The following is a 25,009-nucleotide window of genomic DNA, read 5'->3' as shown; positions in this document are numbered from 1 at the left end:
TTAAAACCTCAGCGTGCGAAGATCGGCGGGTCGAAGCTGGAGTGCTCCCACTGCGATGATCATGAGCGAGCCCATATACAGCACGGCCCAGACCAAGCTCATGTGTGTCAAAAAGATAGTCAGGGGTGAAAGTAACGCGACCCAAAAAACCACCGGCAAGCGAATGCCAGGACGGCAGCTTATGTGCAGGAACAGCAAATAGGCCGAGAACCCGATAGCGTAGAACAACTGCGCCTGGTTCAAGTCTTTGACAAATAGAATCATGCTGGTTATGGCCAGTGGGGCAATGACCAGGTTTGCCACGATGACTTTGCGGTGCAGGCCGGAGGCGACCAGATAGCGCTCTGTCACCACTGCCCAGTACAGCACTGGCAGGCAGGGCAGCATCACCAGATAGTTCGAGTACTGAGGGAACAGCCAAACCGCCGCGTACCCCGACAAGCCCACCAACGCGAAGTAGAAAATCGCCACTGACGTGATGATTCTATAGTGCGCTTGACGTTGCCCGCCCGAGACGAATGCGACAAAGACTGCCCTGACGTTGATGGGGAACAGGCTGGTGGCTGATTGAATGATCGAGACGATGACCCTGAACAATCCAAGATCGCGGACGGGCAGGCTCTTGGAAAGAATGAAGGGCAAGATGTTAGTGAACAGGTTGAACACCAGGGTGATGGATATCATTCTGGGTAATAACAACAGCACACCTTGGCAGGTCTGCAACAGCTGTTTGCCGACCGGCAGTTTCGCACCTTTGAAAAACAGCACCGCTACGGCAAATACGCACGGAATCAAATTGGTCAGAATCAGTATGTCGACGATAGTCAGCGGCACTAGCTGTTGGTAGCTGATAAATAGGAGCGTGAAAAACACGCCAAGAAATAGCACCAGGTAGGCCACGATCCAGCGTTGCAGGCGCAGCCCGAACAGCGATAACAGGCATGCCGAGCTTAAAAGCATCACCCCAAGCAGGAGGGGGTTGCCGATGTGATCAATCAGGTTCACAGCGCTGAACAGTACAAAAATCAGTACGGCCATAAATAATGAAGTCACCAGAATGTACTCGGCCTCCACGGTGGCAATCAGTTGCTCATTGACGATATCCAAGAGTTTTTGAAATAAAAATACCAGCACGTTGGCCTTGATGAATGCGCCATACGCTTCCAATCCGTAAAGTCCGGGAATCACAAAGTTAACAACCAGGCCACTTATCAGTGTCAGCACCTGGATCAATAGGTTGACCATGCCAGAACCTCTTGAACCTCATCATGACAAATGCAATGGCATGATCATTTAACAAACATGCCCAACGCGGTGCTCGGAAACCGACGCAATACTAACGGCTTGCGTCGGTTTCCAGGCGGGATTTATCAGGCGTTATCAAGCCCACACACCGCGTGTGTCGATGACTTTGAGCGATGACAGGCGTGAGCCCTGGATCTTCTTGAATGCGCTGTGATCGACCAGCAGGACAATCACCTGCGCAGATGACAGCGCCTGATCGATTCCGCTCAGCGTTGCAATACCTTCAAGGCGAGCCGGCAGGTTCGCGATGTTCGGTTCAACCGCCAGCACAGTACCGGGATGGGACTGGGCAATGTGCGCGGTGATCTCCACAGATGGGCTCTCACGCAAGTCGTCGATGTCCGGCTTGAAGGCCAGCCCGAGGCAGGCAACCGTGACGTCCTTGGCCGTTTTCGACGGGTGTTCCTGCAGGAATTGACCGATGGCCAGTTGAACCTGCTCCAATACCCACTTTGGCTTGCTGTCATTGACTTCCCTTGCGGTGCGGATCAGGCGCGCCCGGGCGGGTGTTTTGCTGACAATGAACCAGGGGTCGACAGCGATGCAGTGGCCGCCCACACCGGGGCCAGGTTGCAGGATATTAACGCGAGGGTGGTGATTCGCGAGGCGGATCAGCTCCCATACATTGATGTTGAGTTCGTCGCAGATCATCGACAGTTCATTGGCAAACGCGATATTCACGTCGCGAAAGCTGTTTTCTGTGAGTTTGCACATTTCGGCAGTGCGGGCGTCGGTGATGATGCATTCACCCTCAACGAAGGTTTTATACAGAGACCGCGCAGCCTCTGAACATTTGCTGGTAAGCCCGCCGATGATGCGATCGTTTTCAATCAGCTCGCGCAGTACATGACCCGGCAGCACGCGCTCCGGGCAATGCGCTATGCGGATGTCGGATTCCGCGCCATGGGTTTGCGGGAAGGTCAGGTCCGGACGGGCTTCGGCCAGCCATGCAGATATTTGCTCGGTAGCGCCGACTGGAGAGGTTGATTCCAGCACGACCAAATCCCCTTTTTTCAGGACGGGGGCAATGGCTCGACTGGCTGATTCGATGTAGGAAAGATCAGGTTCGTGATCGCCCTTGAAGGGGGTCGGGACGGCAATCAGGAAGGCGTCGGCCGGCTCTGCGGTTACAGTTGCTCGCAAATACCCTTCGGTGACGGCGGCGCGCACGACGATGTCCAGATCCGGTTCAATAATATGGATTTCGCCGCGGTTGATGGTTGCCACTGTGTTCGGGTTAACGTCGACGCCGATGACTTTTTTCTTGCGTGCAGCGAAAACGGCTGCCGTTGGAAGCCCGATATAGCCGAGGCCGACTACAGAAACAGTTTCAAAGCTCATGAATTGGCCTTTTTAATTCGTGAAAGTGCATCGAGAATTCGTGCGGATGCTTTTCCGTCACCATAGGGGTTATGAGCGAAGCTCATCTGGCCATAGGCTTCAACATCCGTCAGCAGGACTCTCAAGTTGGAGGTAATGGCCTCAATTTCGGTGCCGACAAGTTTTACTGTGCCTGCGTCGACCGCCTCTGGACGCTCAGTGGTGTCACGCATCACCAGCACAGGTTTGCCTAAAGAAGGGGCTTCTTCCTGAATGCCACCTGAATCACTCAAAATCAGATAAGACCGATCCATCAAATACACGAAGGGCAGATAATCTAGGGGTTCAATCAGATGGATATTCTGGATGTCGCTGAGCAATCGATTGACTGGCTCGCGTACATTCGGATTCAGGTGAACGGGGTACACAATCTCGACATCGGGAAACTCCCTGGCGATAGTGATCAAGGCCTGGCAGATATTCTCAAAGCCGCCGCCGAAACTCTCGCGGCGATGACCCGTGACCAGGATCACTCGCCGGCAATCACCCAGGAATGAGAACTGCTGGTGAAATTGCTGCTGCAGGGCCGGATGGGTCTTGATTCGGCCCACCACATCCAGCAATGCGTCAATGACAGTGTTGCCGGTCACATGGACGCTTTGGCTTGCGACCCCCTCTCTCAGCAAGTTCTGCCTGGACGTTTCAGTCGGCGCGAAGTGCAATGCCGCAAGAGCGCCAGTCAGCTTGCGGTTTGCCTCTTCAGGCCACGGAGAATAGAGATTTCCGGTGCGCAGGCCGGCTTCGACGTGAGCCACGGGAATTTGGTGATAGTAAGCGGCCAATGTGGTGGCGAACGTCGTCGCCGTGTCGCCATGGACCAGGACGATATCCGGTTTGAATGTTGCGAAGACAGTTTTCATTCCCTGCAAGATGGCACTCGTGACATCGGTCAGATCCTGGCCTGACTTCATGATGTTCAAATCGAAATCAGGCTTGATTTCAAAGAGATTGAGCACCTGGTCGAGCATTTCTCGGTGCTGTCCAGTCACGCAGACCTTGGCATTGAAGCGCTCATCGGCTGCAAGGCTCAACGCCAAGGGAGCCATTTTGATTGCTTCAGGTCGTGTGCCGAATACACACAGGGTTCTTAAAGTCATCGCAACACCGCTACTTATTAAAGTAAAAATCAATGCACGCTTACGTCATAATCCGCGGATTAGGTGCCGTCAGTTGTGATACGTTTTTGCACACGCTATGCCAGGGCACAGGGCCGCGGGACAGCACAATCAGATAGTGGGAACATGACATCTGAGAGTTGTGCATGCGTTATTTTTTGGAATTCCACTCGCCGGCATTTGCATGCCCGTGTGTTGAGGTTCGTGAGAATTCCAAGCCATATGCCTGGGTCTAGTGACGATTCTCGGGCGGCCTCCTTTCGTCCAGTTTGGCAGTGCGTATGTACACCTGCGATGGTCACTCAGCAAGTAGTGCGCATACTCTAAAGTATCCTTGTCATTCGGCTCCAAGACACAATTTGCTCGCGTTGGGGCTGTTTGGTTTCGTTAAAACATGATGGCTGATTAGCATTTTTATCATTAAGGTCAACCATCAAGTGCTGTTGATCCGGTTATTTTTGTCATGGCGGACTCTTACGGACTTTTCCTACAATGCTTTCCGCTGTAGTGGCACAGGTGAACGCGTTGCCGAGTATAGCCTCTTTAGGCGTTTTTTTTCCAAGACTGGAATGGAACAGCTGTTCGACTTGGCTCTCCAAGGGCCTTTGCCGGACGTTCTAGAGGGCGGGACTTAGAATCCAGCTATGCCTTATGGTGAACATAGACAGTGATATCAGCCTCTCTTGCATTGTTTTAAAGGTGACCACTTTTGTTACATTTTGCTATACGGGACTGTTGCTATGCTAGCTAATGATTCGACTGCAACTCAACGTCTCGGGCCAAGCCTAGCAGCTTGTCAGGTGTTCGCCATTTTTTGTTGGTGAGCGCTCGAACCCCTCGGTTTCGTGGGGGCCAACGCTCACTCGCCTTGGTTTTTTTGGGACGGACAAAGGATTTCAAAGGATTTCCCGCACAACAGGGGTATCATCCGATCTATGGTGTTTACTGTAGGTGTCGGGTAACGCCGTGGTGTTTTCAGTACAGAATAGGGGTTATTAACCCAGGGAAAGGTCGTCAAAGGAGTGCGATTTTTCTGAAGGGAGATTTTGATGCGGTTGCCGTGCTTGTACGATTTTTGTTCAGTGCTGGTTATTCATTATGGATCGCTATTTTCGTCTATTCGCGGGCACGGTTTTGATTCTAGGAGCGTGGAAAAGTGTTGGAGAAGGGCATGGATAAGATGAGAGTTTTTTTATTAAATCTCCCGCGCCGCCACAAGCGCATTCTTCAGGTGCTTGTCGATATTGTACTGGTGTGGATTTCATTATGGATGGCCTTCGTCGTACGACTTGGGATTGCCGAGATGGAACAGCCGATCCAGCGATACTTATGGCTGTTCTTGAGCGCTCCGGTGATCGCCATTCCCCTGTTTGTTCGCTTTGGCATGTACCGCGCCGTCATGCGTTACTTTGGTAACGATGCACTTATTACTATTATCAAAGCGGTGAGCCTTTCTTCACTTGTTCTCGGCTTGGCTGTCTATCTTTACAGCAACCATCAATACGTTGTTCCACGCTCGGTTATTTTCAATTATTGGTGGTTGTGCCTGGTGACCGTGGGCGGATTGAGACTAGCGATGCGCCAGTACTTCATGGGCGATTGGTTCTCTGCAGCGCAGCATGTTCCCTTTACCAATCGTGATGATGGATTAACGAAAGTTGCCATTTACGGAGCCGGCTCGGCGGGTAATCAATTGGTCGCTGCGTTGCGCATGGGGCGTGTCATGCGGCCGGTCGCCTTTATTGATGACGACGGGAGTATCGCAGGTCGTGTCATCTCCGGGCTGCAGGTGTTCAAGCCCAAGCATATTCAGCAGATGATCGACACGACGGGCGCTCAGCAGATATTGCTTGCAGTGCCTTCTGCGGGCCGCGGGCGCAGGCGTGAGATTCTCTCTAACCTTGAGCGTTTTCCGCTGCATGTGCGCAGCGTGCCTGATTTTATGGACCTGGCCAGTGGTCGCGTCAAGGTCGACGATATTCAAGAAGTCGATATTGCCGACTTGTTGGGGCGTGATGCAGTGCCAGCCCAGGAAGACCTGCTTGCACGTTGTATCGTGGGCCAGTCTGTCCTGGTCACTGGAGCAGGGGGATCGATTGGGTCTGAGCTATGCCGGCAGATTTTGACGCAGAAACCCAAGACCTTACTCTTGTTCGAACACAGCGAATTCAACCTCTACAGTATCCTGTCCGAACTTGAGCACCGCGTTGCGCATGAGTCGATGCCCATTAAGTTATTGCCTATCCTGGGGTCGGTACGCGACGAAAATAAATTACTTGATGTCATGAAAAGCTGGCACGTCGACACGGTTTATCATGCGGCTGCCTATAAACATGTGCCGATTGTCGAGCACAACATCGCCGAAGGTGTCCTGAATAACATCATCGGTACTTTGAATACCGCCCAGGCAGCCTTGAAGGCCGGCGTGGTGAACTTTGTGCTGATTTCCACCGACAAGGCTGTTCGACCCACCAATGTGATGGGGAGTACCAAGCGCCTTGCAGAATTAGCCCTGCAAGCCCTGAGCGTTGAAAAAGCGCCGGTGATGTTTGGCGACAAGTCTGGCGTGGCGCGCGTCAACAAAACACGCTTCACGATGGTCAGGTTCGGCAATGTTCTGGGTTCTTCCGGCTCAGTGATTCCGCTGTTTCACCGGCAGATCAAGGCGGGCGGTCCGTTGACCGTCACACACCCAAAAATTACGCGTTATTTCATGACCATACCCGAAGCGGCCCAACTGGTGATCCAGGCCGGTTCCATGGGGCAAGGCGGGGACGTGTTCGTTCTGGACATGGGTGAACCCGTAAAAATTGTAGAGCTTGCGGAAAAGATGATTCATTTATCCGGGCTGAGCGTGCGCACGGATAAAAACCCTCACGGGGATATCGCGATCGAGTTCACCGGATTGCGCCCAGGCGAAAAGCTTTACGAGGAATTGCTGATCGGCAACAACGTCGTCGCTACCCAGCACCCGATGATTATGAGCGCCAACGAGGACCACCTGGCGTGGGACGTACTCAAAAGCAAACTGAGCGAATTGCTGGGCGCGGTGAGTGAGGACGACTACACCCGCGTGCGTCAGATCCTGCGCGAAACAGTCAGTGGCTACTCGCCCGACGGCGAAATCGTCGATTGGATCTACCAGCAGCGCCGTTTGGAGCCGTGAGTTAACACCCTGTTACTCACCCGTTTTTGACTCTCTCGCCACATCGCCTAAGTTAGAAAAGCAGCTTTTGGAAAGCTGCTTTTCTTTTACCGATGTCATGGAGTGTCACCAATGCAAAATGCCTATATCTCTTCCCTGATCTTTGCCGTCCTCACCAGCCTCTCCGTAGCAACCACCGCAGCCCCTTCCATCAAAGCCGAAGCCCCAGCGCCTATCACGGCTCAAATGGCCAACGTCGAGCAATCCACCAAGGTCAATCTCAACACCGCCGACGCTGAAGTTCTGCGCCGCGACCTGTTCGGGATTGGCGCCGCCAAGGCCAAGGCGATCATCGCCTATCGTGACAGTAACGGGCCTTTCACGGCGGTCGACGAGTTGCTGGAAGTCAAAGGCATCGGCAAGGCGTTGCTGGAGAAAAACCGCGACAGGCTGGCGATCAACTAAGGGTGTGAGCCCTGGACAGAAGGCCGGTCACTGACCGGCCTTCTGTTTGTCCGAGACCTGTTCTTTCAAACACCCGCTTACCACCTCCATGATGCGGGCTGCCATTTCCTGGCTTTCGACGCTTCTGGCCAGCACCAGGGCGCCCACCAACGTCGACATCAGTACCAGGCTCTCGTGGTCACCCTTCGGGTGCTCCAATGCCGAGTCGATCTGGGTCAGCCTGGCTTCCAGTACCGCATCCGTTACCGGGCTATGTTGCCCTCGCAGGCCCAACTCCGACGACATCGTGGGCAGCGGGCAGCCTTCACCCGGCGAGGTCTGGTGCCATGGCGACAGGTAGCTGTCGATAAACGCATCCAGTGGCCGTTCCTGGCTGAACAACGTTGCGCAATGGGCATCGAGTTCCGCAGCGGCGGCCAACAGGGCCTTGTCCACCAGCTCATTCTTGGACTTGAAATGCGCATAGAACCCGCCGTGTGTCAGGTTCAACGCTTTCATCAAGGGCTGCAGGCCGGTGGCGCCAATACCGTCGCGGCGAAACCGTACGGAGGCTTCCTTGATGATGCGCTGGTGAGTCTGAGCTTTGTGATCTGTTGAATAACGCATGGGGCGACCTCTGGAACGAGTGCGCATGTTAGCGAAGTTAAATCCTTTTTACCCATAGCGACAGCCTCGAGCGGGCCTGGCATGAAAAGTGATTACATCTGGCTCAGACATTGTTCAACAATCGAGGCGCGGTGATGACGCTCAGTTTGTCTTTAGCCGATCAGATTGCCCTTGAGCTGCGCGCCGACATCATGGGTGGGCGGCTGTTACCGGGGATGGCGCTGGTCGAAGTGGACCTGGTCAAACGCTATAACGCCTCGCGCAATACCATTCGCGAAGCGTTACACCGCTTGGGGCAGGAGGGGCTCACCCGCTATGTCCGCAACAAAGGCGTGATGGTCCGGCGCGTGGCACGCGATGAAGTGCGTGACCTGTTCGTGGTACGCCGTACCCTTGAACTGCAGGCCATCGCCCAGAGCGGCACGCTGGCGGGCGACCACGACGTGCGCATGCAACATGCCATCGAAGCCACCACGCTGGCGCGCGAGCGTGAAGATTGGCGCGCCGTGGCCACTCACAGCCTGGTGTTCCACCAGCACATTGTCGGGTTGATGCGCAGCCCATTATTCGACGAGTTCTTCGCCCAAGTGATCGCTCAATTGCGCCTGGTGTTTTGCGCGGCGCCCGATGAACAACGCTTCCAGTCGCCCTGGCTGGAGCGTGATCGTGAGATCTACACCTTGCTGGCAAACGGCAATAAATCGGCTGCGCAGGAGGCGATGAGCCTTTACCTGCACGATTCCGAACGCCTGTCCCTGGCGCTGTTTGATTACCCTTGATGGAGGATTGCACCCATGTACAAAGACTATCCGGCCGCCTATCAGGTCAGCAAAGGCTCGGCGCTGCAAGTGGACACCGCCTTCTACGCGCGTATTCGCGACCAGGCGGATAAACGTACCTTGATCGAGCAGTTTGAAGTGCCGATTCGCACGGGCAGGGCGTGGAAAGTGCCGGCTGGGCATGTGTTTCGCGTGACGACGCCGGTAGGCCCGCAGGTCGGCGATTTTAACGTGTGGAACGCCAATGACCCGCGCGAACGCCTATGGGCGGCACGCACGCGGCAGTTGCAGGGCGCCCATGTCAGCACCCATGACCGGCTATGGTCGAACCTGCCGTTTCTGCGCCCCCTGGTGACCATCACCGATGACAGCCTGGCGAGCTATGGCATCGATGAACACGGCGGGCGCCTGCACGATTTGCTCGGCACCCGCTGTGACCCGTATGTGAACCGCATGCTCACCGGCGAAGACTTCCACCACCACTGCCATTCCAACTTGACCCGCGCCGTGCTGCCCCATGGCCTGACTGAATTTGATGTGCACGACGTGCTGAATATTTTCCAGTGCACCGGCCTTAATCATGACGACATGTACTTCATGAAAGCCTGCCCGGCGCAGAAGGGCGATTACCTGGAGTTTTTTGCCGAGATTGATTTGCTCTGCGCCTTGTCGACATGCCCGGGAGGGGACCTGTCGCTACCGATGTGGGGGCCGGACGCACAAGACCCTTTGACGGTGTGCCGCCCGCTGGGCGTAGAGATTTATCGTTTGGAGGAGGCGTTGCTCAACGGCTGGAGCCAGCCTGAGCGTGCTGCCTACAAGGGGCAGCACGGCTTGCATATTGCCAAGGCAGACTGGGAGTAACCCGCCTCAGCGGTCCTGCGCATCCTTGGCATCTGCCTGGGCGTTGCGCTCGACCACGCGTTTGCGTTGTTCGTCGGTGAGTTCCACCTTGTTGGCGCTGTCACGCAGCATCAGCAGCCCACCGACGATCGACCCGATCGCTACCACTAAAATCAACCACGCATACCACGGCATAAGGCTCTCCTTGAGGCGGACCAGCGTCGGAGAATGTTCCCACGCTAATAACGGCTTTGAGTAACAGGCTTTCTGAGTAGTTCATTGTAGGCCTGTTCCGCCTCGTTAACTTTAGCGCCCGGTCAACATCGCGTCAGCCGGTGCATCGGCACGGTCTTGGGCGGTCAGCTGGAAGTAGATGAACCCCGCCAGCATAAAGCCCAGGAATATCAGGCCGATCAGCGCATTGAACCAGGCCATGGCCACCAAGCACACCAGCGCCAGTACCAGCGCAATAGCGGGCACGACCGGATAACCCGGCGCGCGGAATGTGCGCTCCAGTAGCGGTTCGGTCTTACGCAGCTTGAACAGGCTGAGCATGCTCATGATGTACATCACGATGGCGCCGAACACCGCCATGGTGATCATCGCTGCGGTCAGCGTCATGCCACCCAGGTTGATCAGGCCATCGCTGTAGATCGCAGCGATACCGACCACACCGCCGGCGATGATTGCCCGGTGCGGTGTCTGAAAACGCGAGAGTTTGGCCAGGAACGGCGGCAAGTAACCGGCGCGGGCCAGGGCAAAGAATTGGCGCGAATAGCCAAGGATGATGCCGTGAAAGCTCGCTACCAGGCCAAACAGGCCGATCCACACCAACATGTGCAGCCAGCCGGAGCCGGTGCCCACCACGCTTTTCATCGCCTGCGGCAACGGGTCGTTGATGTTCGACAGGGTGCGCCAGTCGCCCACGCCACCGGCAAAGAACATCACGCCCATGGCCAGGATCACCAAGGTCAGGATGCCGCTGATATAGGCTTTTGGAATGGTGCGCTTGGGGTCTTTCGCTTCTTCAGCCGCCATGGCTGCGCCTTCGATGGCGAGGAAGAACCAGATGGCGAAAGGAATGGCCGCAAACATCCCGGCAATCGCCGGCGCGCCGAAGGTGTCGGAACCCGCCCAGCCGTTCAGGGCGAAGTTGCTGAAGCTGAACGCCGGCGCAACCACGCCCATAAATACCAGCAATTCAGCGACGGCGAGTACGCACACCACCAGCTCAAAGGTCGCGGCGAGCTTCACTCCGAGGATATTCAGGCCCATGAACACGATGTAGGCCCCCACGGCGGCGTGCTTCGGGTCGAGTGCCGGGAACTGCACGTTCAGGTAAGCGCCGATGGCCAAGGCAATCGCCGGCGGTGCGAAGACAAATTCGATCAATGTCGCCAGGCCCGCGATCAAGCCGCCTTTTTCGCCGAAGGCGCGACGGCTGTAGGCAAACGGCCCGCCCGCGTGAGGAATCGCGGTGGTCAGTTCGGTAAAACTGAATATAAAGCAGGTGTACATGGCGGCGACCATCAACGAGGTCACCAGAAAACCCAGCGTACCGGCCACGCCCCAGCCATAGCTCCAGCCGAAGTATTCGCCGGAAATCACCAGCCCGACGGCAATGCCCCATAAATGCAGGGTGCCCAAGGTGGGTTTGAGTTGTGTGTTCATCGTGTGGCGCTCCCTGAACGGTTTGGAATGATTACTGGGTGTTGCAGCGGCCATGCCATCGCCGGAACTCATGTCGTAAAGGCGCCGAACTGTCGCCACGGGGACGGTTTGGCGTTTGAATTTTTTACTGCGTTGCACCAGATGGGGGCGGTTGTGGCCGCACCGACGCCATCGCGGGCAAGCCCGGCTCCCACAGTGACCGAGGTGGCTTGGTGGGCAGCGATCAAAGGTGGGAGCCGGGCTTGCCCGCGATGAGGCCCGCCAAGCCGCTGAAAATCCCTCTGTAAACCCCGCATAAAGCCACTCTTTACGCCGTCTTTACGCCCCGCCCATACCCTCGCTCTCGTTCCTTTACGCCACTCCTGCCGACAATTGCTCCACACGCGGCAATCGCCGCAAAACGGAGAAACTTCCATGAGCGTTCTGGACGGGGTGTCACTGCTATTGGCCGTGGCGCTGTTCATTTATCTGCTGGTTGCGCTGTTACGCGCGGATCGGAACTAGGAGCAGGCTATGCACAGTTATGACTATTGGCTGATCATCGCCTTCTTTGCCGTGGTGCTGGTGCCGGCACCGTTCCTGGGGCGGTTCTACTACAAGGTGATGGAAGGCCAGCGCACCTGGCTCTCGCCGGTGCTCGGCCCCGTCGAGCGCGCCTGTTATCGCCTGTCCGGCGTGGACGAGCACCAGGAACAGAGCTGGCAGAAATACACGCTGGCGCTGCTGGCGTTCAACCTGGCCGGTTTTGTGTTGCTGTTTGCTGTGCTGTTGTTCCAGGAATATCTGCCACTCAACCCGCAGAAATTGCCGGGGCAGGAATGGACCCTGGCGTTCAACACGGCGGTCAGTTTCATGACCAACACCAACTGGCAGAACTACAGCGGTGAAGCCTCCCTGAGCTACCTCAGCCAGATGATCGGCCTCACCGTGCAGAACTTCGTCAGCGCCGCCACCGGCCTGGCTGTGCTGGTCGCGCTGTGCCGGGGTATCGGGCGCAAGTCCACCAAAACCCTGGGCAACTTCTGGGTTGACATGACCCGCGCCACCCTCTACGGCTTGCTGCCGCTGTGCCTGGTGTTTGCGTTGTTCCTGGTGTGGCAGGGCGTGCCGCAAACCTTCGCGCACTATGTGAATGCCGTGACGATGCAGGGCGTGGACCAAGTGATCCCACTCGGCCCGGCTGCCAGCCAGATTGCGATCAAGCAACTGGGCACCAATGGCGGCGGCTTCTTTGGCGTCAACTCGGCGCACCCGTTTGAAGACCCGACCGCCTGGGCCAACCTGTTCGAGGTGTCGGCAATCATCCTGATTCCGGTGGCGCTGGTGTTCACCTTCGGTCACTACGTGAAGGACCTGCGTCAGAGCCGCGCGATTCTCGGCTGCATGCTGGCGCTGTTCCTGATCGGCGGCGCGACGTCGCTGTGGGCCGAATACCAGCCCAACCCGACCCTGAACAACCCGGCGGTCGAGCAAACCGCACCGCTGGAAGGCAAGGAAGCGCGCTTTGGCACCACCGGCACGGTGTTGTGGTCGGTGACCACCACGGCGGCGTCCAACGGTTCGGTCAATGGCATGCAAGACAGCCTCAACCCGCTGACCGGGATGGTCTCGCTGGTCAACATGATGGTCGGCGAAGTGATCTTCGGCGGCGTCGGCGCCGGTATGTACGGCATGTTGCTCAACGTGTTGATCGCGGTGTTCCTCGCCGGCCTGATGATCGGTCGCACCCCGGAATACCTGGGCAAAAAGCTGCAGGCCAAGGAAGTGCAATTGCTGGTCGTGACGCTCTTGGTGATGCCGGTTGGCGTGCTGGTGCTCGGCGCCATTGCCGCCAGCCTGCCCGGCCCGGCCGGTGCCATCAGTAACCCTGGCCCCCACGGTTTCAGCCAGTTGCTCTACGCCTACACCTCAGCCAGTGCCAACAACGGCTCGGCATTCGGCGGTTTCAGCGCCAACACGCCGTTCCACAACCTGATGCTGGGCCTGGGCATGTTGATCGGCCGCTTCGGCTACATCCTTCCGGTACTGGCCCTGGCCGGCAGCCTGGCGATGAAGAAAACCGCACCCATAGGCCAGAACAGCTTCCCCACCCATGGCCCGCTGTTCGTGACCCTGTTGACCGTGACCATTTTGCTGGTGGGCGGCCTGACGTTCCTGCCGACACTGGCGCTGGGCCCAATTGCTGAACACCTGAGCATGGCTGCTCCTAAATAAAGAGCTAGAGGGGATATGAAAAAATGAATATGCCTGCAAAAAATGCGGCCCCTGTGACTACTCAGGAACCGGCCAAAACCGCCATCTCCGCTCTTTGGCGCCCGGCGCTGGTCCAGGCTTTCGTCAAGCTCGACCCTCGCCAACTGCAGCGCTCGCCGGTGATGCTGGTGGTCGAGCTGACCGCCATCCTCACCACCGTGCTGTGCCTGGTGCCGGACACTAACGTGCCGACCTTTGTCGCCGTGCAAATCGCCGTGTGGCTGTGGTTCACCGTGCTGTTCGCCAATTTCGCCGAAGCCTTGGCCGAAGGTCGCGGCAAGGCCCGCGCCGACAGCCTCAAAGCTGGCAGCGAAGGCCTCAGTGCACGCCGCAAAGAGGCCGACGGCAGCTTTAAAGTCGTGCCGGCCACCAGCCTGCGTAAAGGTGATGTGGTGCGCGTCGCCGCCGGGGAAATGATCCCCGGTGACGGCGAGGTCATCGAAGGTATTGCGGCGGTCAACGAGGCGGCGATCACTGGCGAATCCGCGCCGGTCATCCGTGAATCCGGCGGCGACCGCTCGGCTGTTACCGGCAACACGCGGCTGGTGTCGGACTGGTTACTGGTGCGCATCACCGTCAACCCCGGCGAGTCCACCCTGGACCGCATGATCGCACTGGTGGAAGGCGCCAAACGCCAGAAAACCCCCAACGAAGTGGCGCTGGATATCCTGCTGATCGGCCTTACGCTGATCTTCCTGCTGGTGGTGGTCACCCTGCAGCCGTTCGCCCACTTCGCCAATGGCAGCTTGCCGCTGGTGTTCCTGGTGGCGCTGCTGGTGACGTTGATCCCGACCACCATCGGCGGCCTGTTGTCGGCCATCGGTATCGCCGGTATGGACCGTCTGGTACGCCTCAACGTCATCGCCAAATCCGGGCGTGCGGTGGAAGCGGCGGGTGACGTGCATGTGCTGCTGCTGGACAAGACCGGCACCATCACCTTCGGCAACCGTCGCTGTGCCGCCGTGATCGCCGCGCCAGGCGTCAGCGGTCGCGACCTGGCCGAAGGCGCGCTGCTGGCGTCCCTGGCGGACGACACGGCGGAAGGCAAATCCATCGTCGAATACCTGCGCACGCTGCACCCTCAGGCCGAGCCAACCCTGGAGGAGCTGACCTCCGTGCCGTTCAGTGCCGAAACGCGCTTGTCCGGTGTCGACTACCAAGGGCGTGTGTTCCGCAAAGGCGCGGTCGATTCACTGCTGGCGTTTATCGGCCAACAACGCGGTGACCTGCAACCGGCACTCTCGCGGGAAATCGACAAGATCGCCCAAAGCGGCGGCACGCCATTGCTGGTATGCGCCGACGGCAAACTGCTCGGCGCGATCCACCTCAAGGACGTGGTCAAGCCCGGCATCCGCGAACGTTTTGCCGAACTGCGCAAGCTCGGGATCCGCACCGTGATGGTCACCGGCGATAACCCGTTGACCGCCGCCGCAATTGCCGCAGAAGCCGGTGTGGACGACGTGCTGGCCGAAGCCACACCAGAGAAAAAACTCGCCCGCATCCGCCACGAGCAGAACGACGGTCGCCTGGTTGCCATGTGCGGCGACGGCGCCAACGACGCCCCGGCGCTGGCCCAGGCCGATGTCGGCATGGCGATGAACGACGGCACCCAGGCTGCCCGCGAAGCCGCCAATATGGTCGATCTCGACAGCGACCCGACCAAGCTGCTGGACGTGGTGCAGATCGGCAAGGAACTGCTGGTGACACGCGGCGCGTTGACGACCTTTTCCATCGCCAACGACGTGGCCAAATACTTCGCGATTTTGCCGGCCCTGTTCGCCTCGATCTACCCGCAACTGGGCGTACTCAACGTGATGCACCTGCAGAGCCCGCAGAGCGCGATTCTCTCGGCCATCGTCTTCAACGCGCTGATCATTGTGGTGCTGATTCCCCTGGCACTGCGCGGTGTGCGCGTACAGGCGGCGAGTGCGGCGGCGTTGCTGCGCCGCAACCTGCTGATCTACGGGCTGGGCGGGATTGTGGTGCCGTTCGTGGGCATCAAGGCGATCGACATGCTCCTGACCGCGCTGCACCTGGTGTAACTGGATCGTTCCCACGCTCAGCGTGGGAACGCCGCCCCGGACGCTCCGCGTCCTGCGCTGATAACGAATCGAGGAATTTGAAATGTCCACCCTGATCCGCCCGGCCCTGAGCCTGCTGGTCCTCATGACCCTGATCACCGGCGTCGCCTACCCATTGGTGGTCACCGGCGTCGCCCAGGTTGCGTTCCCCGACCAGGCCAACGGCAGCCTGGTGCGTGACGCCGAGGGCAAGGTGCGCGGTTCCAGCCTGATCGCCCAGGATTTTACCGGTGACAGCTGGTTCCACCCACGGCCATCGGCCGGCGCGTTTGCCACGGTCTCCAGCAGTGCCAGCAACCTGGCCCCAAGCAACCCGGCGTTGGCCACACGCATTTTTGACGACGCCAATAAACAGCGGGTGCCAGGCCAGGGGCCGGTGCCGTTGGCCTCCCTGACGACCTCCGGCAGCGGCCTTGATCCACACTTGCCACCGGCGGCGATTGCCTATCAACTGGCGCGAGTGGCGGCGGCGCGAAATGTGCCGGTGTCTACACTGCAGCGCTTGCTCGATGAGCACATCGAAAGCCCGCTGGTGGGGCCGCCGGTGGTGAATGTGCTGGCGCTGAACATGGCGCTGGAAAAGTTGTAAGCCGTGGTGCCCTCATCGCGGGCAAGCCCGGCTCCCACAGGGAAATGCATTCCAAATGTGGGAGCGGGCTTGCCCGCGATGACGGCCTGAAGGACTCCAAATAAACACCTGAAGGAACCCCAAAGCATGAGCGACTCCGGCCGCGCCGATGCCCTGTTAGCCGATCTGCCACGGGACGGACGTGGCCGGCTCAAAGTCTTCCTCGGCGCCGCGCCCGGTGTGGGCAAGACCTACGCCATGCTCCAGGCCGCCCACACCCAACTGCGCCAGGGCGTGCGCCTGATCGCGGGCGTGGTGGAAACCCACGGCCGCGCCGAGACCGAAGCCTTGCTCAGCGGCCTGCCGCAGCAACCCTTGCTGCGCAGCGAATACCGTGGCGTGATGCTCGAAGAAATGGACCTCGACGGCCTGCTCGCCGCCAAGCCCAAGCTGGTGCTGGTGGATGAGCTGGCCCATAGCAACGCCCCCGGCAGCCGCCATGAAAAACGCTGGCAAGACATCCAGGAACTGCTTGCCGCCGGCATCAACGTGTTCACCACGGTCAACGTCCAGCACCTGGAAAGTTTGAACGATCAGGTGCGCGGTATCACCGGCGTGCACGTGCGTGAAACTCTGCCCGACTGGGTGCTGCAAGAAGCCGACGAACTGCTGCTGATCGACCTGCCGTCCCGCGAGCTGCTGGAGCGCCTGCGCGACGGCAAGGTGTATGTGCCGGAACAGGCCCGCGCCGCCATCGACGCATTCTTCACCCAGACCAACCTGATGGCCCTGCGCGAGCTGGCCATGCAAACCGCCGCTGCCCATGTCGATGACGATTTGGCCCAAGGCTACCGCCAGCTTGGCCAGGCGGCCCCGGCGGTGCGCGGGCGTTTGCTGGTGGGTGTGGACGGTGATGCGCAGGCCGAGCGCCTGGTGCGTCACGCCAGCCGCGTGGCCCAGCGCCGGCATTTGCCGTGGAGCCTGGTGCATATCGATAACGGCCGCGCACGCGATGAGCAATCGCGTCTGCGCCTGCAAAATGCCCAGCAACTGGCCGAACGGCTGGGCGGCGAAGTGGTGTTGCTGCGCGCCGGTGAAGTGGCCAAGACGCTGATCCAGCATGCCGCCGAACGCCGCGCCAGCCTGGTACTGGTGGGGCAGTCGCGGATGCGCTGGCGGCGCCGGTTGTTCGGGGGTGGCTTGGCGGCACGCTTGCTGCGCAATGCCCGGGGTCTGGAGATCAACGTGCTCGACAGCGACGACATGCCCGCGCCGCCGCGCCTGCCGGATGTACGCGGGCTGGTGTGGTTCGACTATGGCCTGGCGGTGGTTGCGACCATCGTCGCGGCTGCGTTGGCTTGGGCGGTAGCCAGTGTGTTGCCGCTGCCGAACATCTCGTTGGTGTTTCTTGCCGCAGTGCTGCTGGTCGGCGTGCGCAGCAGCCTGGGACCGTCGCTGGTGTGCGCGGCGCTGTCGTTCCTGACTTATGACTTCCTGTTTATCCCGCCGAATTTCTCCTTTTCCATCCAGCGCGAGGAAGACGTGCTGACCCTGTTGTTTTTCTTGCTGATGGCGGCGTTGACCGGCAACCTCGCGGCGCGTCAGCGTCGTCAGTTGCAGGCCTTGCGCGACACCCAGGAAGAAACCAGCGAACTGCTCGACCTGTCGCGCAAGCTCACGGCGGCCACTGATCGCCAGGCGGTGGTCAGTGCGGCGGCCCATCATCTGCAAGGCTGGAGTGATCTGGACCTGTGTCTGCTGAACCGCGACGGCCAGGGCGGCTGGAAAGTTGAAACCGGCGCCGCGCTTAACCTTACCGAAGCCGAACGCGCTGCCGCCGATTGGGCCTGGCAGCATGATCAACCGGCCGGCATGGGCACCGGCACCTTGCCGTTTGGGCGTTGGTGGTGGTGGCCGCTGTCGGGGGAGGAGGGCCCGTTGGGCTTGCTTGGCGTAAGCCCGAAACCCGGCCTGGAACTGAGCGGCCAACGCCGTCGTCTGCTCACCGCATTGAGCCAGCCATTGGCCCAGGCGCTGGCGCGCGCGCAACTGGCGCAGGAGCTGGAATCGGCGCGCCTGCACGGCGAAACCGAACAGCTGCGCAGCGCCTTGCTGGCCTCGGTGTCCCACGATTTGCGCACGCCGTTGACCTCAATGCGCGGCAGCATCGACAGCCTGCTGGCGCTCGGCGAAGCCATCCCGCTGGAAGACCGCCGCGAATTGCTGGAAGGCACCCGCGATGAAGCCGAGCGCCTGGACCGCTATATCCAGAACCTGCTGGACATGACACGCCTGGGCCACGGCGCGCTGAAACTGGCGCGCGACTGGGTGTCGCCGGGTGATATCGTCGGCAGCGCCCTGGGCCGTTTGCGCGCAGTGCTGGCGCCGTTGCAGGTACACACCGACGTGCCGGCGCAGCTGCCGCTGCTGTATGTACACGCGGCGTTGATCGAGCAGGCCTTGGTCAATGTGCTGGAAAACGCCGCGCGGTTTTCACCGCCCCACGGCCGTTTGCAGGTGAGTGCCGGCGTGGCGGATGAGCAGCTGTTTTTTGCAGTGGCCGACGAGGGGCCGGGGATCCCCGAGGACGAGCGTGCGAAGATTTTCGATATGTTCTACACCGCCGCCCGTGGTGATCGCGGCGGGCAGGGCACAGGCCTTGGCCTGGCGATCTGCCAGGGCATGGTGGGCGCTCACGGCGGGCATATCCGCGTCGAGGATGGTATAGAAGGGCGCGGCACCTGCATCAGCTTGTTCCTGCCGTTACCGACGCAACCTGGCCCGGAGCGCGAGCCTTGAGCTACCCTCTTTTCTCCACGGATTTTGATTGGACACCATGAGCCAGACCGCGACGATTCTAGTCATTGATGACGAACCGCAGATCCGCAAATTCCTGCGTATCAGCCTGGCCTCCCAGGGCTACAAGGTGATCGAGGCCGGCACCGGCAACGAAGGCCTGGCCCAAGCGGCATTGAGCAAACCGGACTTGCTGGTGCTCGACCTTGGCCTGCCCGACATGGACGGCCAGCAAGTGTTGCGCGAGTTTCGCGAGTGGTCGACGGTGCCGGTATTGGTGCTGTCGGTGCGCGCCAGTGAAGTGCAAAAAGTCGAAGCCCTGGACAGCGGCGCCAATGACTACGTGACCAAGCCCTTTGGCATCCAGGAATTTCTTGCCCGCGTACGCGCCTTGCTGCGCCAGGCGCCGGCGGGAGAGGCTCAGGAAGCGGCGCTGAGTTTCGGCCCGTTGACGGTGGACCTGGCCTATCGCCGGGTGCTGCTGGACGGTGTCGAGGTGGCCTTGACCCGCAAGGAATACGCGGTGCTGGCGCAGCTGGCGCGGCATCCGGGGCGGGTAATTACCCAGCAGCAATTGCTTAAGGATATCTGGGGGCCGACCCATACCGAAGACAGCCACTACCTGCGCATCGTGGTGGGCCATCTGCGTCAGAAACTGGCGGATGATCCGACGCAGCCACGGTTTATCGTGACGGAGGCGGGTGTGGGGTATCGGTTGTTGAATGCCTGAATGTTGCGGTGCCTGAACGGGCTTTATCGCAGGCAAGCCAGCTCCCACCTTTGAATGTATTCACAAATCAAAATGTGGGAGCCGGCTTGCCTGCGATAGGGCCATCAACCACACCGCCTATCTCAGTGTTGCTCACTCTCATACCGATCCAACGTATCACTGGCAATTTCCCGCCCCAACGCGATCAACTCCGGCGCCTTGTAAAACTCGAAAAACCGACACACCCGCTTCGGCACGTTGATCAGTACGTCCGGCGGGTAACCGGCGATCTTGTATTGCGCCAGCGAGGTCTGCATCACTTCGAAACTCTGGTTGATCAGGTCCAGCAGTGACGCCGGGCCGACGTTATCGATGATGAACGAACCGGTCGCAGACTTCGGCGCACCTTGTTTTTCCGGGGCCGCCGCAGGTTGCTGGGCTTCGGGTTCGGCCGACTCCAGCCACGGGTTGATTTCGGCGGCCTGGGACTGCAAGGCTTCCTGCTCCAGCTTCATCAATTGCTCGGCCTGTTTGCGCCGAAACGGCAGGTGCGAACCCAGTGATTTGGCCAGGCTGTTGAAGCGGCTTTTGAACGCAGGCGGGCGCTGGATCACCGGCAGGTGGTAGTGCTTCTGGTTGGTGGCGTTGAGGTTGACCGCGATGATCAAGTCGCAATGGCTCGACACCACCGGCACGATCGGCAGCGGGTTGAGCAGGCCGCCGTCCACCAGCATGCGGTTGCCTTGCATCACCGGCGTGAACAGGCTGGGAATCGCCGCCGAAGCGCGCATGGCCTGGTGCAGGCAGCCTTCCTGGAACCAGATTTCCTGTTGGTTGGTCAGGTCGGTGGCCACGGCGGTGTAGGGAATACGCAGCTCTTCGATATTGATCTCGCCGACGATTTTGCGGATTTGCCCGAAGACTTTTTCGCCACGTATCGCCCCCAGGCGAAAGCTCACGTCCACCAGGCGCAGCACGTCCAGGTAGTCGAGGCTCTCGATCCAGTTGCGGTATTCGTCGAGCTTGCCGGCGGCATAGATCCCGCCCACCACGGCGCCCATGGAGCAACCGGCGATACAGGCGATGTCGTAGCCGCGCCGTTCGATTTCCTCGATCACGCCGATGTGGGCGTAACCGCGGGCGCCGCCGGAACCGAGCACCAAGGCAACACGTTTTTTCATGAGCAGATCCTTCGTAAAACAGTGGCCCACAATGCGCTTACCGGCCGAGGGCATCAAAATATTTTTCCAGAATAGCCATAACCCTCGGGTATGCTCTGGCGGTAGGCATTTCTGAGCAGGCACTTCTGAAAGCACGTTTGAATGGACACTTCTGATTTCAGGCGGCCCACAAGGCACTTTTCCTTGGAGGCAACGTCTACAGCCTACGACTGTTTTTCTATATTTGAGGTGTCATTGATGAAAGCCTGGATGTGTGTGCCTGTGATCGTGTTGGCCCTGGCCGGTTGTGCCGGCAAAACCGCATACCGCGACAGCTGTGGCACGCAATTGGATGCGGCCTGGCACGAGTTGGATTTGGCCAAGGCCGAAGGCTTTGCCGGCACCGTGAGCTACTCTAAGGCTTTGTCGCTGTTGACCGGCGCCAAGACCCAGCAGCAATTCGAAGCGTTTGAAGGCTGTTCCAACAAGGCCGAGAAAGCGCGCTTCTACATTCGTGAGTCGCGCGCCGGGCGTTGATCGGTGAGCGGTGCCTAGGGTTTCATGGTTAAGGGGGAAGGGATGTCAGCGCTGGTTGATCAGTTAGTCGCTCAGGTCATTGGCCTGGAAGTAGGGTTACTGAGCTGCCAGGCTCGCCTTGCCGCCGTCACCGACGATGAAGCCTTGCACGACCTGCGCACTACCGTGCGACGCCTGCGCAGTTTGTTGCGCCCCTTGCGCGGGCTGCCGGGTGTCGAGCAGCTTGAATTGGCCGCCAGCACGGTCGGCCAATTGACCACGCCGCTGCGCGACCGCGAGGTGCTGGCGGCATACCTGCACCAGCACGGCCATCACGCGGCGGCCGACCGGCGCCTGCGCTTGCAGGCCGATGCTTATCGCCAGGTGGCGCAAAGCCCGGAACTCGCGCATTTGCTGCTGATACTGGATGCCTTCCCGCGTTTTATCCGCGCCTCCCAACACCAGAAACTGCTCAAAGGCCTGCGCCCGCGCATCAAAAAGCGCTTGGCCAAGCAATGGCAGAAGCTCGATGACGCCCTCAAAGACCCGGATCATGACCGCCACCGTCTGCGCCTGCTGATCAAGCGCGTGCGTTACGCGGCCGAAGCCTACCCCGAACTGGACAAACTGCCTGCCAAGGCGATGCAGCGCCTCAAGCAAGCGCAAGGCGCCCTGGGCGATTGGCACGATTGCTGGCAATGGCTGGCCCAGGCTGAACATCAACCCGACCTGCAGCCGTGCGTTGCGGTTTGGCAGCGCACCATGGCCAAGGCTGAAGGCCAGGCGGATCGGGTGCTGGACAAGCTCAGCGCGGATTGTTTCTAAACCGGTCCGGCTTTTGGCCGGAATAGGCGCTGTGCCTGGCCAGCCTGCTGGGTAAGATCCCGGCATCGGTTTTCTGGATGTGAGGTTGTCATGCGCTTTAGTGATTTGCTCGATGCCGCCCGTAACAACCCGCTGGAAGTGACCATCCCCGCCGAATGGGCCCAGGGCCGCGCGACGTTTGGTGGCCTGGTGGCTGCGTTGCAATACGAAGCCTTGCGCGCCAAAGTGCCGTCGGATCGCCCTTTGCGTTCACTGGCTATCACCTTTGTCGGCCCGGTCGCCCCGGATGTACCCGCCAGTTACCAGGTCGAAGTGCTGCGCGAAGGCAAAGCGGTCAGCCAGTTACTCGGCCGTGTGGTGCAGAACGGCGAAGTGGCGACCTTGGTACAAGCCAGCTTTGGCGCAGCCCGCGAGTCGGTGATTGACGTGGCAAGCGAGGCGCCGCCGCTGTTCAAACACTGGGATGAGTGCCAGGAGCTGCCCTATATCAAGGGCGTTACCCCAGAATTCATGCGCCACCTGGCGATGCGCTGGAGTGTCGGCGGCCTGCCGTTTACCGGTACTAAATCCCGCGACATGGGCGGTTGGGTGCGTTTGCGTGGGGACGTGAAGGAAGAACCGCTGACCGAGTCGCATATTCTTGCTCTGGTCGACGCCTGGCCACCGGCCTTGCTGCCGCACCTGACCAAGCCTGCGCCGGGCAGCACCCTGACCTGGACCATCGAGTTTATCCAGCCGCTGCAAAACCTGACCACCCTCGACTGGTGCCAGTACTACGTCAGCATCGAGCACGCCCGCGACGGCTACGGCCATGCCGCTGCCGCGCTGTGGAGTCCGAGCGGCGAGTTGATCGCCATCAGCCGCCAGACGGTAGTGGTCTTCGCCTGAGCCTCAGAAGTGCTGGCTGCCCTGGGCTTCCAGCGTGCGGCCGTGGCGTTGCAGCGCCACGCCTGCCAACAAACCGACGACGCCGATGGCAACACTGGCCAGGCTGAAGCTGAACACGCCTGACACCAACAACAGAAAACCAATGATCAGCAAAGGTACCGCAATCAATTGCAGGCCCAGGTTGGTGGGGTGCTGATGAGCCTGTGGCTGAGTGCGCCATTGCCAGGCGGGGAAGTTGGGGTGACGTTTGCCCATGATGATCAATCCTCTGTCCGTTGAAACAACATGGACAAAGTTTAGGTCGCAGGCAGGTGCGGCGGCGAATCAAGGCTCGCTATGGAGGCCATAGCCAGCCTTGTTTGGCTTATAGCTTCAACTGCCCGATCGCCTTGCTCAATTCCCCGGCCAAGGTCGCCAGCTGATTGCTGGTGGTGGCCGACTCCACCGTCTGCTGCACGGTGTTCTCGGTCACATCGCGAATGCTCACCACCGCGCGGTTCATCTCTTCGGCAACATGGCTCTGCTGTTCGGCGGCCACGGCAATCTGGGTGTTGCTCTCGCGCATCTGGGCCACGGCACTGGTGATTTCGGCCAGTGCGGCACCGGCATCCTGGGCCTGTTGCACACAGTCGTCGGCCTTGAACGAGCTTTCCTGCATAAAGTCCACCGCGTCGCGGGTGCCGGCTTGCAGCGCCGAGACCATGCGGGTGATTTCATCGGTGGAGCTTTGCACACGCTTGGCCAGGTTGCGTACTTCGTCGGCCACCACGGCAAAACCACGGCCCATTTCGCCGGCGCGGGCGGCCTCGATGGCGGCGTTGAGGGCAAGCAGGTTGGTTTGTTCGGCGATGCTGTGGATCACGCCGACTACACCGTTGATTTTCTGACTATCTTCAGCGAGTTTCTGGATCATTTCGGCCGTCTGCTGCACGCCGGTGGACAGCCCGGCGATGGAGCGTTGCACCCGGGTGACCACTTCCTGGCCGCTGCCGGCGAGGGTGTCGGCGGTCTGGGACAGGTCGCGGGTCGCGCCGGCATGCTGGGCGATATGGTAGACGGTGGCGGTCATTTCATTGATGGCGGTGGCGGCCTGGTCGGTTTCGCTTTGCTGGCCGAGCATGCCGTGCTGCACCTCGTTCATGCTGCTGGCCAGGCGTGCGGCGCCATCGTCGAGTTGCTGGGCGGTGCGCGCCACGGTGCTGACCACGCGCTGATAACCGGCTTGCATGGCGTTGAAGGCGCTGGCCATCTGGCCCACCTCGTCCTTGCACGCAAGGGGCACGCGGGCCGACAGGTCGCCGGTCTTCTCCACGTGCAGCATCACGTCCTTGAGGGTGTTGAGTTGGCTGAGCAGGAAGCGGATCAGCAACTGCGAGGCCCCGAGCATCGCTAGCATGAGGATCAACACGGCCACGGCATAGTTGGCAAAGCGTTCGCCGAAGACTTGGCTGAGGCTGCGGCCGTAGGCCAGCACGGCAATCTGTTGGCCATCGGCCCGTGTGAGGACTTCGGCGCCGATCAGTGGGTTTTCCCCGAACAAGGGCATGTGATTGAGTTCAACCCAACCGCTGGCAGTGCTCAAGGCGGACAGATCCTGATCAGCCAACGATGGGGTTTGGCCGCGGGCAAAGGTCAGCCAATGTTCATCTTTGGGTAATGGGGTGTCGGCCGGCCAGGCACCGAGTAGTCGCGCCTGGGCCTGCGCCGAGGCCCGGGACGCATCGCTGCGGGCCTGTTGCTCAAGCTGCACGGCATACAGCACCAGCAGCAGGGTGGTGATGAAAGCGACCGCATTCACGGCCCAGAATTTGTATTTCAGCGAGATATTGCTAAGCCAGGCACCCATGGAAGGTTTTCTCTGATAGCGGAAACAGTATTGGCAAGGTGCCATTATTGTGCCGCTA

Annotated in this window: 21 protein-coding genes and 1 pseudogene; 13 read left to right on the top strand and 9 right to left on the bottom strand. The window is 59.7% G+C overall.

Translation table 11 applies throughout. From position 1 onward, the window contains the following. From AOA59_RS30815 to wecB, 3 genes are all read right to left on the bottom strand, one after another. Complete coding sequence (locus AOA59_RS30815) at positions 1-1,245, bottom strand: hypothetical protein (RefSeq protein WP_069788682.1); 1,245 nt, start codon at positions 1,243-1,245, stop codon at positions 1-3. Positions 1,246-1,380: 135 nt separating this feature from the next. Further along, complete coding sequence (wecC, locus tag AOA59_RS30810) at positions 1,381-2,646, bottom strand: UDP-N-acetyl-D-mannosamine dehydrogenase (RefSeq protein ID WP_099490044.1); 1,266 nt, start codon at positions 2,644-2,646, stop codon at positions 1,381-1,383. Continuing rightward, a complete protein-coding gene (gene wecB / locus AOA59_RS30805) occupies positions 2,643-3,782 on the bottom strand; it encodes a non-hydrolyzing UDP-N-acetylglucosamine 2-epimerase (RefSeq protein ID WP_099490043.1) in 1,140 nt (379 codons plus the stop codon). Before wecB ends, wecC begins: the two co-directional genes overlap by 4 nt. Positions 3,783-4,971: 1,189 nt before the next feature. On the opposite strand from wecB, the gene AOA59_RS30800 reads away from it, so the two are divergent. Both AOA59_RS30800 and AOA59_RS30795 read left to right on the top strand, forming a co-directional pair. After that, positions 4,972-6,966 carry a nucleoside-diphosphate sugar epimerase/dehydratase gene (locus tag AOA59_RS30800; RefSeq protein ID WP_065911985.1) on the top strand — a complete coding sequence of 665 codons (1,995 nt, stop codon included), beginning with the start codon at positions 4,972-4,974 and terminating at the stop codon, positions 6,964-6,966. A gap of 111 nt (positions 6,967-7,077) precedes the next feature. Continuing rightward, positions 7,078-7,410: a helix-hairpin-helix domain-containing protein gene (locus AOA59_RS30795; RefSeq protein ID WP_058422818.1), complete on the top strand. Its 333-nt coding sequence runs from the start codon at positions 7,078-7,080 to the stop codon at positions 7,408-7,410. 27 nt (positions 7,411-7,437) lie between these two features. Here the strand turns inward: AOA59_RS30795 and AOA59_RS30790 are convergent, their stop codons facing one another. Continuing rightward, entirely contained in the window at positions 7,438-8,016 is a 579-nt protein-coding gene (locus AOA59_RS30790) for a TetR/AcrR family transcriptional regulator (protein ID WP_056857215.1), read from the bottom strand. Positions 8,017-8,150: 134 nt separating this feature from the next. Here AOA59_RS30790 and AOA59_RS30785 point away from each other — a divergent pair, with 134 nt between their 5' ends. Both AOA59_RS30785 and AOA59_RS30780 read left to right on the top strand, forming a co-directional pair. Then, positions 8,151-8,795 carry a GntR family transcriptional regulator gene (locus AOA59_RS30785; protein WP_065911948.1) on the top strand — a complete coding sequence of 215 codons (645 nt, stop codon included), beginning with the start codon at positions 8,151-8,153 and terminating at the stop codon, positions 8,793-8,795. 15 nt (positions 8,796-8,810) lie between these two features. Beyond that, positions 8,811-9,659, top strand: a complete 849-nt coding sequence (locus AOA59_RS30780) for a DUF1989 domain-containing protein (protein WP_099490042.1) — start codon at positions 8,811-8,813, stop codon at positions 9,657-9,659. A gap of 6 nt (positions 9,660-9,665) precedes the next feature. Here AOA59_RS30780 and AOA59_RS30775 read toward each other — a convergent pair whose 3' ends face one another. Both AOA59_RS30775 and eat read right to left on the bottom strand, forming a co-directional pair. Then, positions 9,666-9,833, bottom strand: a complete 168-nt coding sequence (locus tag AOA59_RS30775; RefSeq protein ID WP_017136085.1) for a DUF2897 family protein — start codon at positions 9,831-9,833, stop codon at positions 9,666-9,668. Positions 9,834-9,944: 111 nt separating this feature from the next. Beyond that, on the bottom strand, positions 9,945-11,309 hold the full coding sequence (gene eat, locus AOA59_RS30770) for an ethanolamine permease (RefSeq protein ID WP_056857636.1): 1,365 nt from the start codon (positions 11,307-11,309) through the stop codon (positions 9,945-9,947). A gap of 414 nt (positions 11,310-11,723) precedes the next feature. Between eat and kdpF the strand changes: the two genes are divergently transcribed. The 6 genes from kdpF (at position 11,724) to AOA59_RS30740 (ending at position 19,737) form a co-directional block, all read left to right on the top strand. Beyond that, a complete protein-coding gene (kdpF, locus tag AOA59_RS30765; RefSeq protein WP_003218754.1) occupies positions 11,724-11,813 on the top strand; it encodes a K(+)-transporting ATPase subunit F in 90 nt (29 codons plus the stop codon). Between the two features lie 9 nt (positions 11,814-11,822). After that, positions 11,823-13,523 carry a potassium-transporting ATPase subunit KdpA gene (kdpA, locus tag AOA59_RS30760; RefSeq protein WP_099490041.1) on the top strand — a complete coding sequence of 567 codons (1,701 nt, stop codon included), beginning with the start codon at positions 11,823-11,825 and terminating at the stop codon, positions 13,521-13,523. A gap of 23 nt (positions 13,524-13,546) precedes the next feature. Next, on the top strand, positions 13,547-15,604 hold the full coding sequence (gene kdpB, locus AOA59_RS30755; protein WP_371919100.1) for a potassium-transporting ATPase subunit KdpB: 2,058 nt from the start codon (positions 13,547-13,549) through the stop codon (positions 15,602-15,604). 82 nt (positions 15,605-15,686) lie between these two features. After that, complete coding sequence (gene kdpC, locus AOA59_RS30750; protein WP_099490039.1) at positions 15,687-16,232, top strand: potassium-transporting ATPase subunit KdpC; 546 nt, start codon at positions 15,687-15,689, stop codon at positions 16,230-16,232. Positions 16,233-16,358: 126 nt separating this feature from the next. Continuing rightward, a complete protein-coding gene (locus AOA59_RS30745; protein ID WP_065911939.1) occupies positions 16,359-19,010 on the top strand; it encodes a sensor histidine kinase KdpD in 2,652 nt (883 codons plus the stop codon). Between the two features lie 37 nt (positions 19,011-19,047). After that, entirely contained in the window at positions 19,048-19,737 is a 690-nt protein-coding gene (locus tag AOA59_RS30740) for a response regulator (RefSeq protein ID WP_053255124.1), read from the top strand. Positions 19,738-19,859: 122 nt separating this feature from the next. On the opposite strand, the gene AOA59_RS30735 is transcribed toward AOA59_RS30740, so the two are convergent. Then, positions 19,860-20,897: a patatin-like phospholipase family protein gene (locus AOA59_RS30735; RefSeq protein ID WP_026013612.1), complete on the bottom strand. Its 1,038-nt coding sequence runs from the start codon at positions 20,895-20,897 to the stop codon at positions 19,860-19,862. Between the two features lie 237 nt (positions 20,898-21,134). On the opposite strand from AOA59_RS30735, the gene AOA59_RS30730 reads away from it, so the two are divergent. The 3 genes from AOA59_RS30730 to AOA59_RS30720 all read left to right on the top strand — a co-directional run bounded on the left by AOA59_RS30730 (position 21,135) and on the right by AOA59_RS30720 (position 23,105). After that, a complete protein-coding gene (locus AOA59_RS30730; protein ID WP_010176194.1) occupies positions 21,135-21,413 on the top strand; it encodes a hypothetical protein in 279 nt (92 codons plus the stop codon). 42 nt (positions 21,414-21,455) lie between these two features. Continuing rightward, positions 21,456-22,217: a CHAD domain-containing protein gene (locus AOA59_RS30725; protein WP_099490038.1), complete on the top strand. Its 762-nt coding sequence runs from the start codon at positions 21,456-21,458 to the stop codon at positions 22,215-22,217. A 90-nt stretch (positions 22,218-22,307) separates the two neighbouring features. Further along, positions 22,308-23,105: an acyl-CoA thioesterase II gene (locus tag AOA59_RS30720; RefSeq protein ID WP_099490037.1), complete on the top strand. Its 798-nt coding sequence runs from the start codon at positions 22,308-22,310 to the stop codon at positions 23,103-23,105. Positions 23,106-23,111: 6 nt separating this feature from the next. Here the strand turns inward: AOA59_RS30720 and AOA59_RS30715 are convergent. Next, positions 23,112-23,360, bottom strand: a pseudogene (locus AOA59_RS30715) (terminase); the annotation flags it as partial. Between the two features lie 109 nt (positions 23,361-23,469). Further along, positions 23,470-24,951, bottom strand: a complete 1,482-nt coding sequence (locus AOA59_RS30710; RefSeq protein WP_099490036.1) for a methyl-accepting chemotaxis protein — start codon at positions 24,949-24,951, stop codon at positions 23,470-23,472. Positions 24,952-25,009: the final 58 nt, after the last annotated feature.

The sequence above is a fragment of the Pseudomonas sp. 2822-15 genome, from assembly GCF_002742515.1.
Classification (GTDB): domain Bacteria; phylum Pseudomonadota; class Gammaproteobacteria; order Pseudomonadales; family Pseudomonadaceae; genus Aquipseudomonas; species Aquipseudomonas salomonii.
Note: the sequence above shows the minus strand (reverse complement) of the source record. Positions and strands in the feature narration are given on the sequence as shown.

Coding starts and splice junctions, on each gene's coding strand:
- AOA59_RS30815 (WP_069788682.1), bottom strand. CDS start 1,245: ATGGTCAACCTATTGATCCAGGTGCTGACACTGATAAGTGGCCTGGTT.
- wecC (WP_099490044.1), bottom strand. CDS start 2,646: ATGAGCTTTGAAACTGTTTCTGTAGTCGGCCTCGGCTATATCGGGCTT.
- wecB (WP_099490043.1), bottom strand. CDS start 3,782: ATGACTTTAAGAACCCTGTGTGTATTCGGCACACGACCTGAAGCAATC.
- AOA59_RS30800 (WP_065911985.1), top strand. CDS start 4,972: ATGGATAAGATGAGAGTTTTTTTATTAAATCTCCCGCGCCGCCACAAG.
- AOA59_RS30795 (WP_058422818.1), top strand. CDS start 7,078: ATGCAAAATGCCTATATCTCTTCCCTGATCTTTGCCGTCCTCACCAGC.
- AOA59_RS30790 (WP_056857215.1), bottom strand. CDS start 8,016: ATGCGTTATTCAACAGATCACAAAGCTCAGACTCACCAGCGCATCATC.
- AOA59_RS30785 (WP_065911948.1), top strand. CDS start 8,151: ATGACGCTCAGTTTGTCTTTAGCCGATCAGATTGCCCTTGAGCTGCGC.
- AOA59_RS30780 (WP_099490042.1), top strand. CDS start 8,811: ATGTACAAAGACTATCCGGCCGCCTATCAGGTCAGCAAAGGCTCGGCG.
- AOA59_RS30775 (WP_017136085.1), bottom strand. CDS start 9,833: ATGCCGTGGTATGCGTGGTTGATTTTAGTGGTAGCGATCGGGTCGATC.
- eat (WP_056857636.1), bottom strand. CDS start 11,309: ATGAACACACAACTCAAACCCACCTTGGGCACCCTGCATTTATGGGGC.
- kdpF (WP_003218754.1), top strand. CDS start 11,724: ATGAGCGTTCTGGACGGGGTGTCACTGCTATTGGCCGTGGCGCTGTTC.
- kdpA (WP_099490041.1), top strand. CDS start 11,823: ATGCACAGTTATGACTATTGGCTGATCATCGCCTTCTTTGCCGTGGTG.
- kdpB (WP_371919100.1), top strand. CDS start 13,547: ATGAATATGCCTGCAAAAAATGCGGCCCCTGTGACTACTCAGGAACCG.
- kdpC (WP_099490039.1), top strand. CDS start 15,687: ATGTCCACCCTGATCCGCCCGGCCCTGAGCCTGCTGGTCCTCATGACC.
- AOA59_RS30745 (WP_065911939.1), top strand. CDS start 16,359: ATGAGCGACTCCGGCCGCGCCGATGCCCTGTTAGCCGATCTGCCACGG.
- AOA59_RS30740 (WP_053255124.1), top strand. CDS start 19,048: ATGAGCCAGACCGCGACGATTCTAGTCATTGATGACGAACCGCAGATC.
- AOA59_RS30735 (WP_026013612.1), bottom strand. CDS start 20,897: ATGAAAAAACGTGTTGCCTTGGTGCTCGGTTCCGGCGGCGCCCGCGGT.
- AOA59_RS30730 (WP_010176194.1), top strand. CDS start 21,135: ATGAAAGCCTGGATGTGTGTGCCTGTGATCGTGTTGGCCCTGGCCGGT.
- AOA59_RS30725 (WP_099490038.1), top strand. CDS start 21,456: ATGTCAGCGCTGGTTGATCAGTTAGTCGCTCAGGTCATTGGCCTGGAA.
- AOA59_RS30720 (WP_099490037.1), top strand. CDS start 22,308: ATGCGCTTTAGTGATTTGCTCGATGCCGCCCGTAACAACCCGCTGGAA.
- AOA59_RS30710 (WP_099490036.1), bottom strand. CDS start 24,951: ATGGGTGCCTGGCTTAGCAATATCTCGCTGAAATACAAATTCTGGGCC.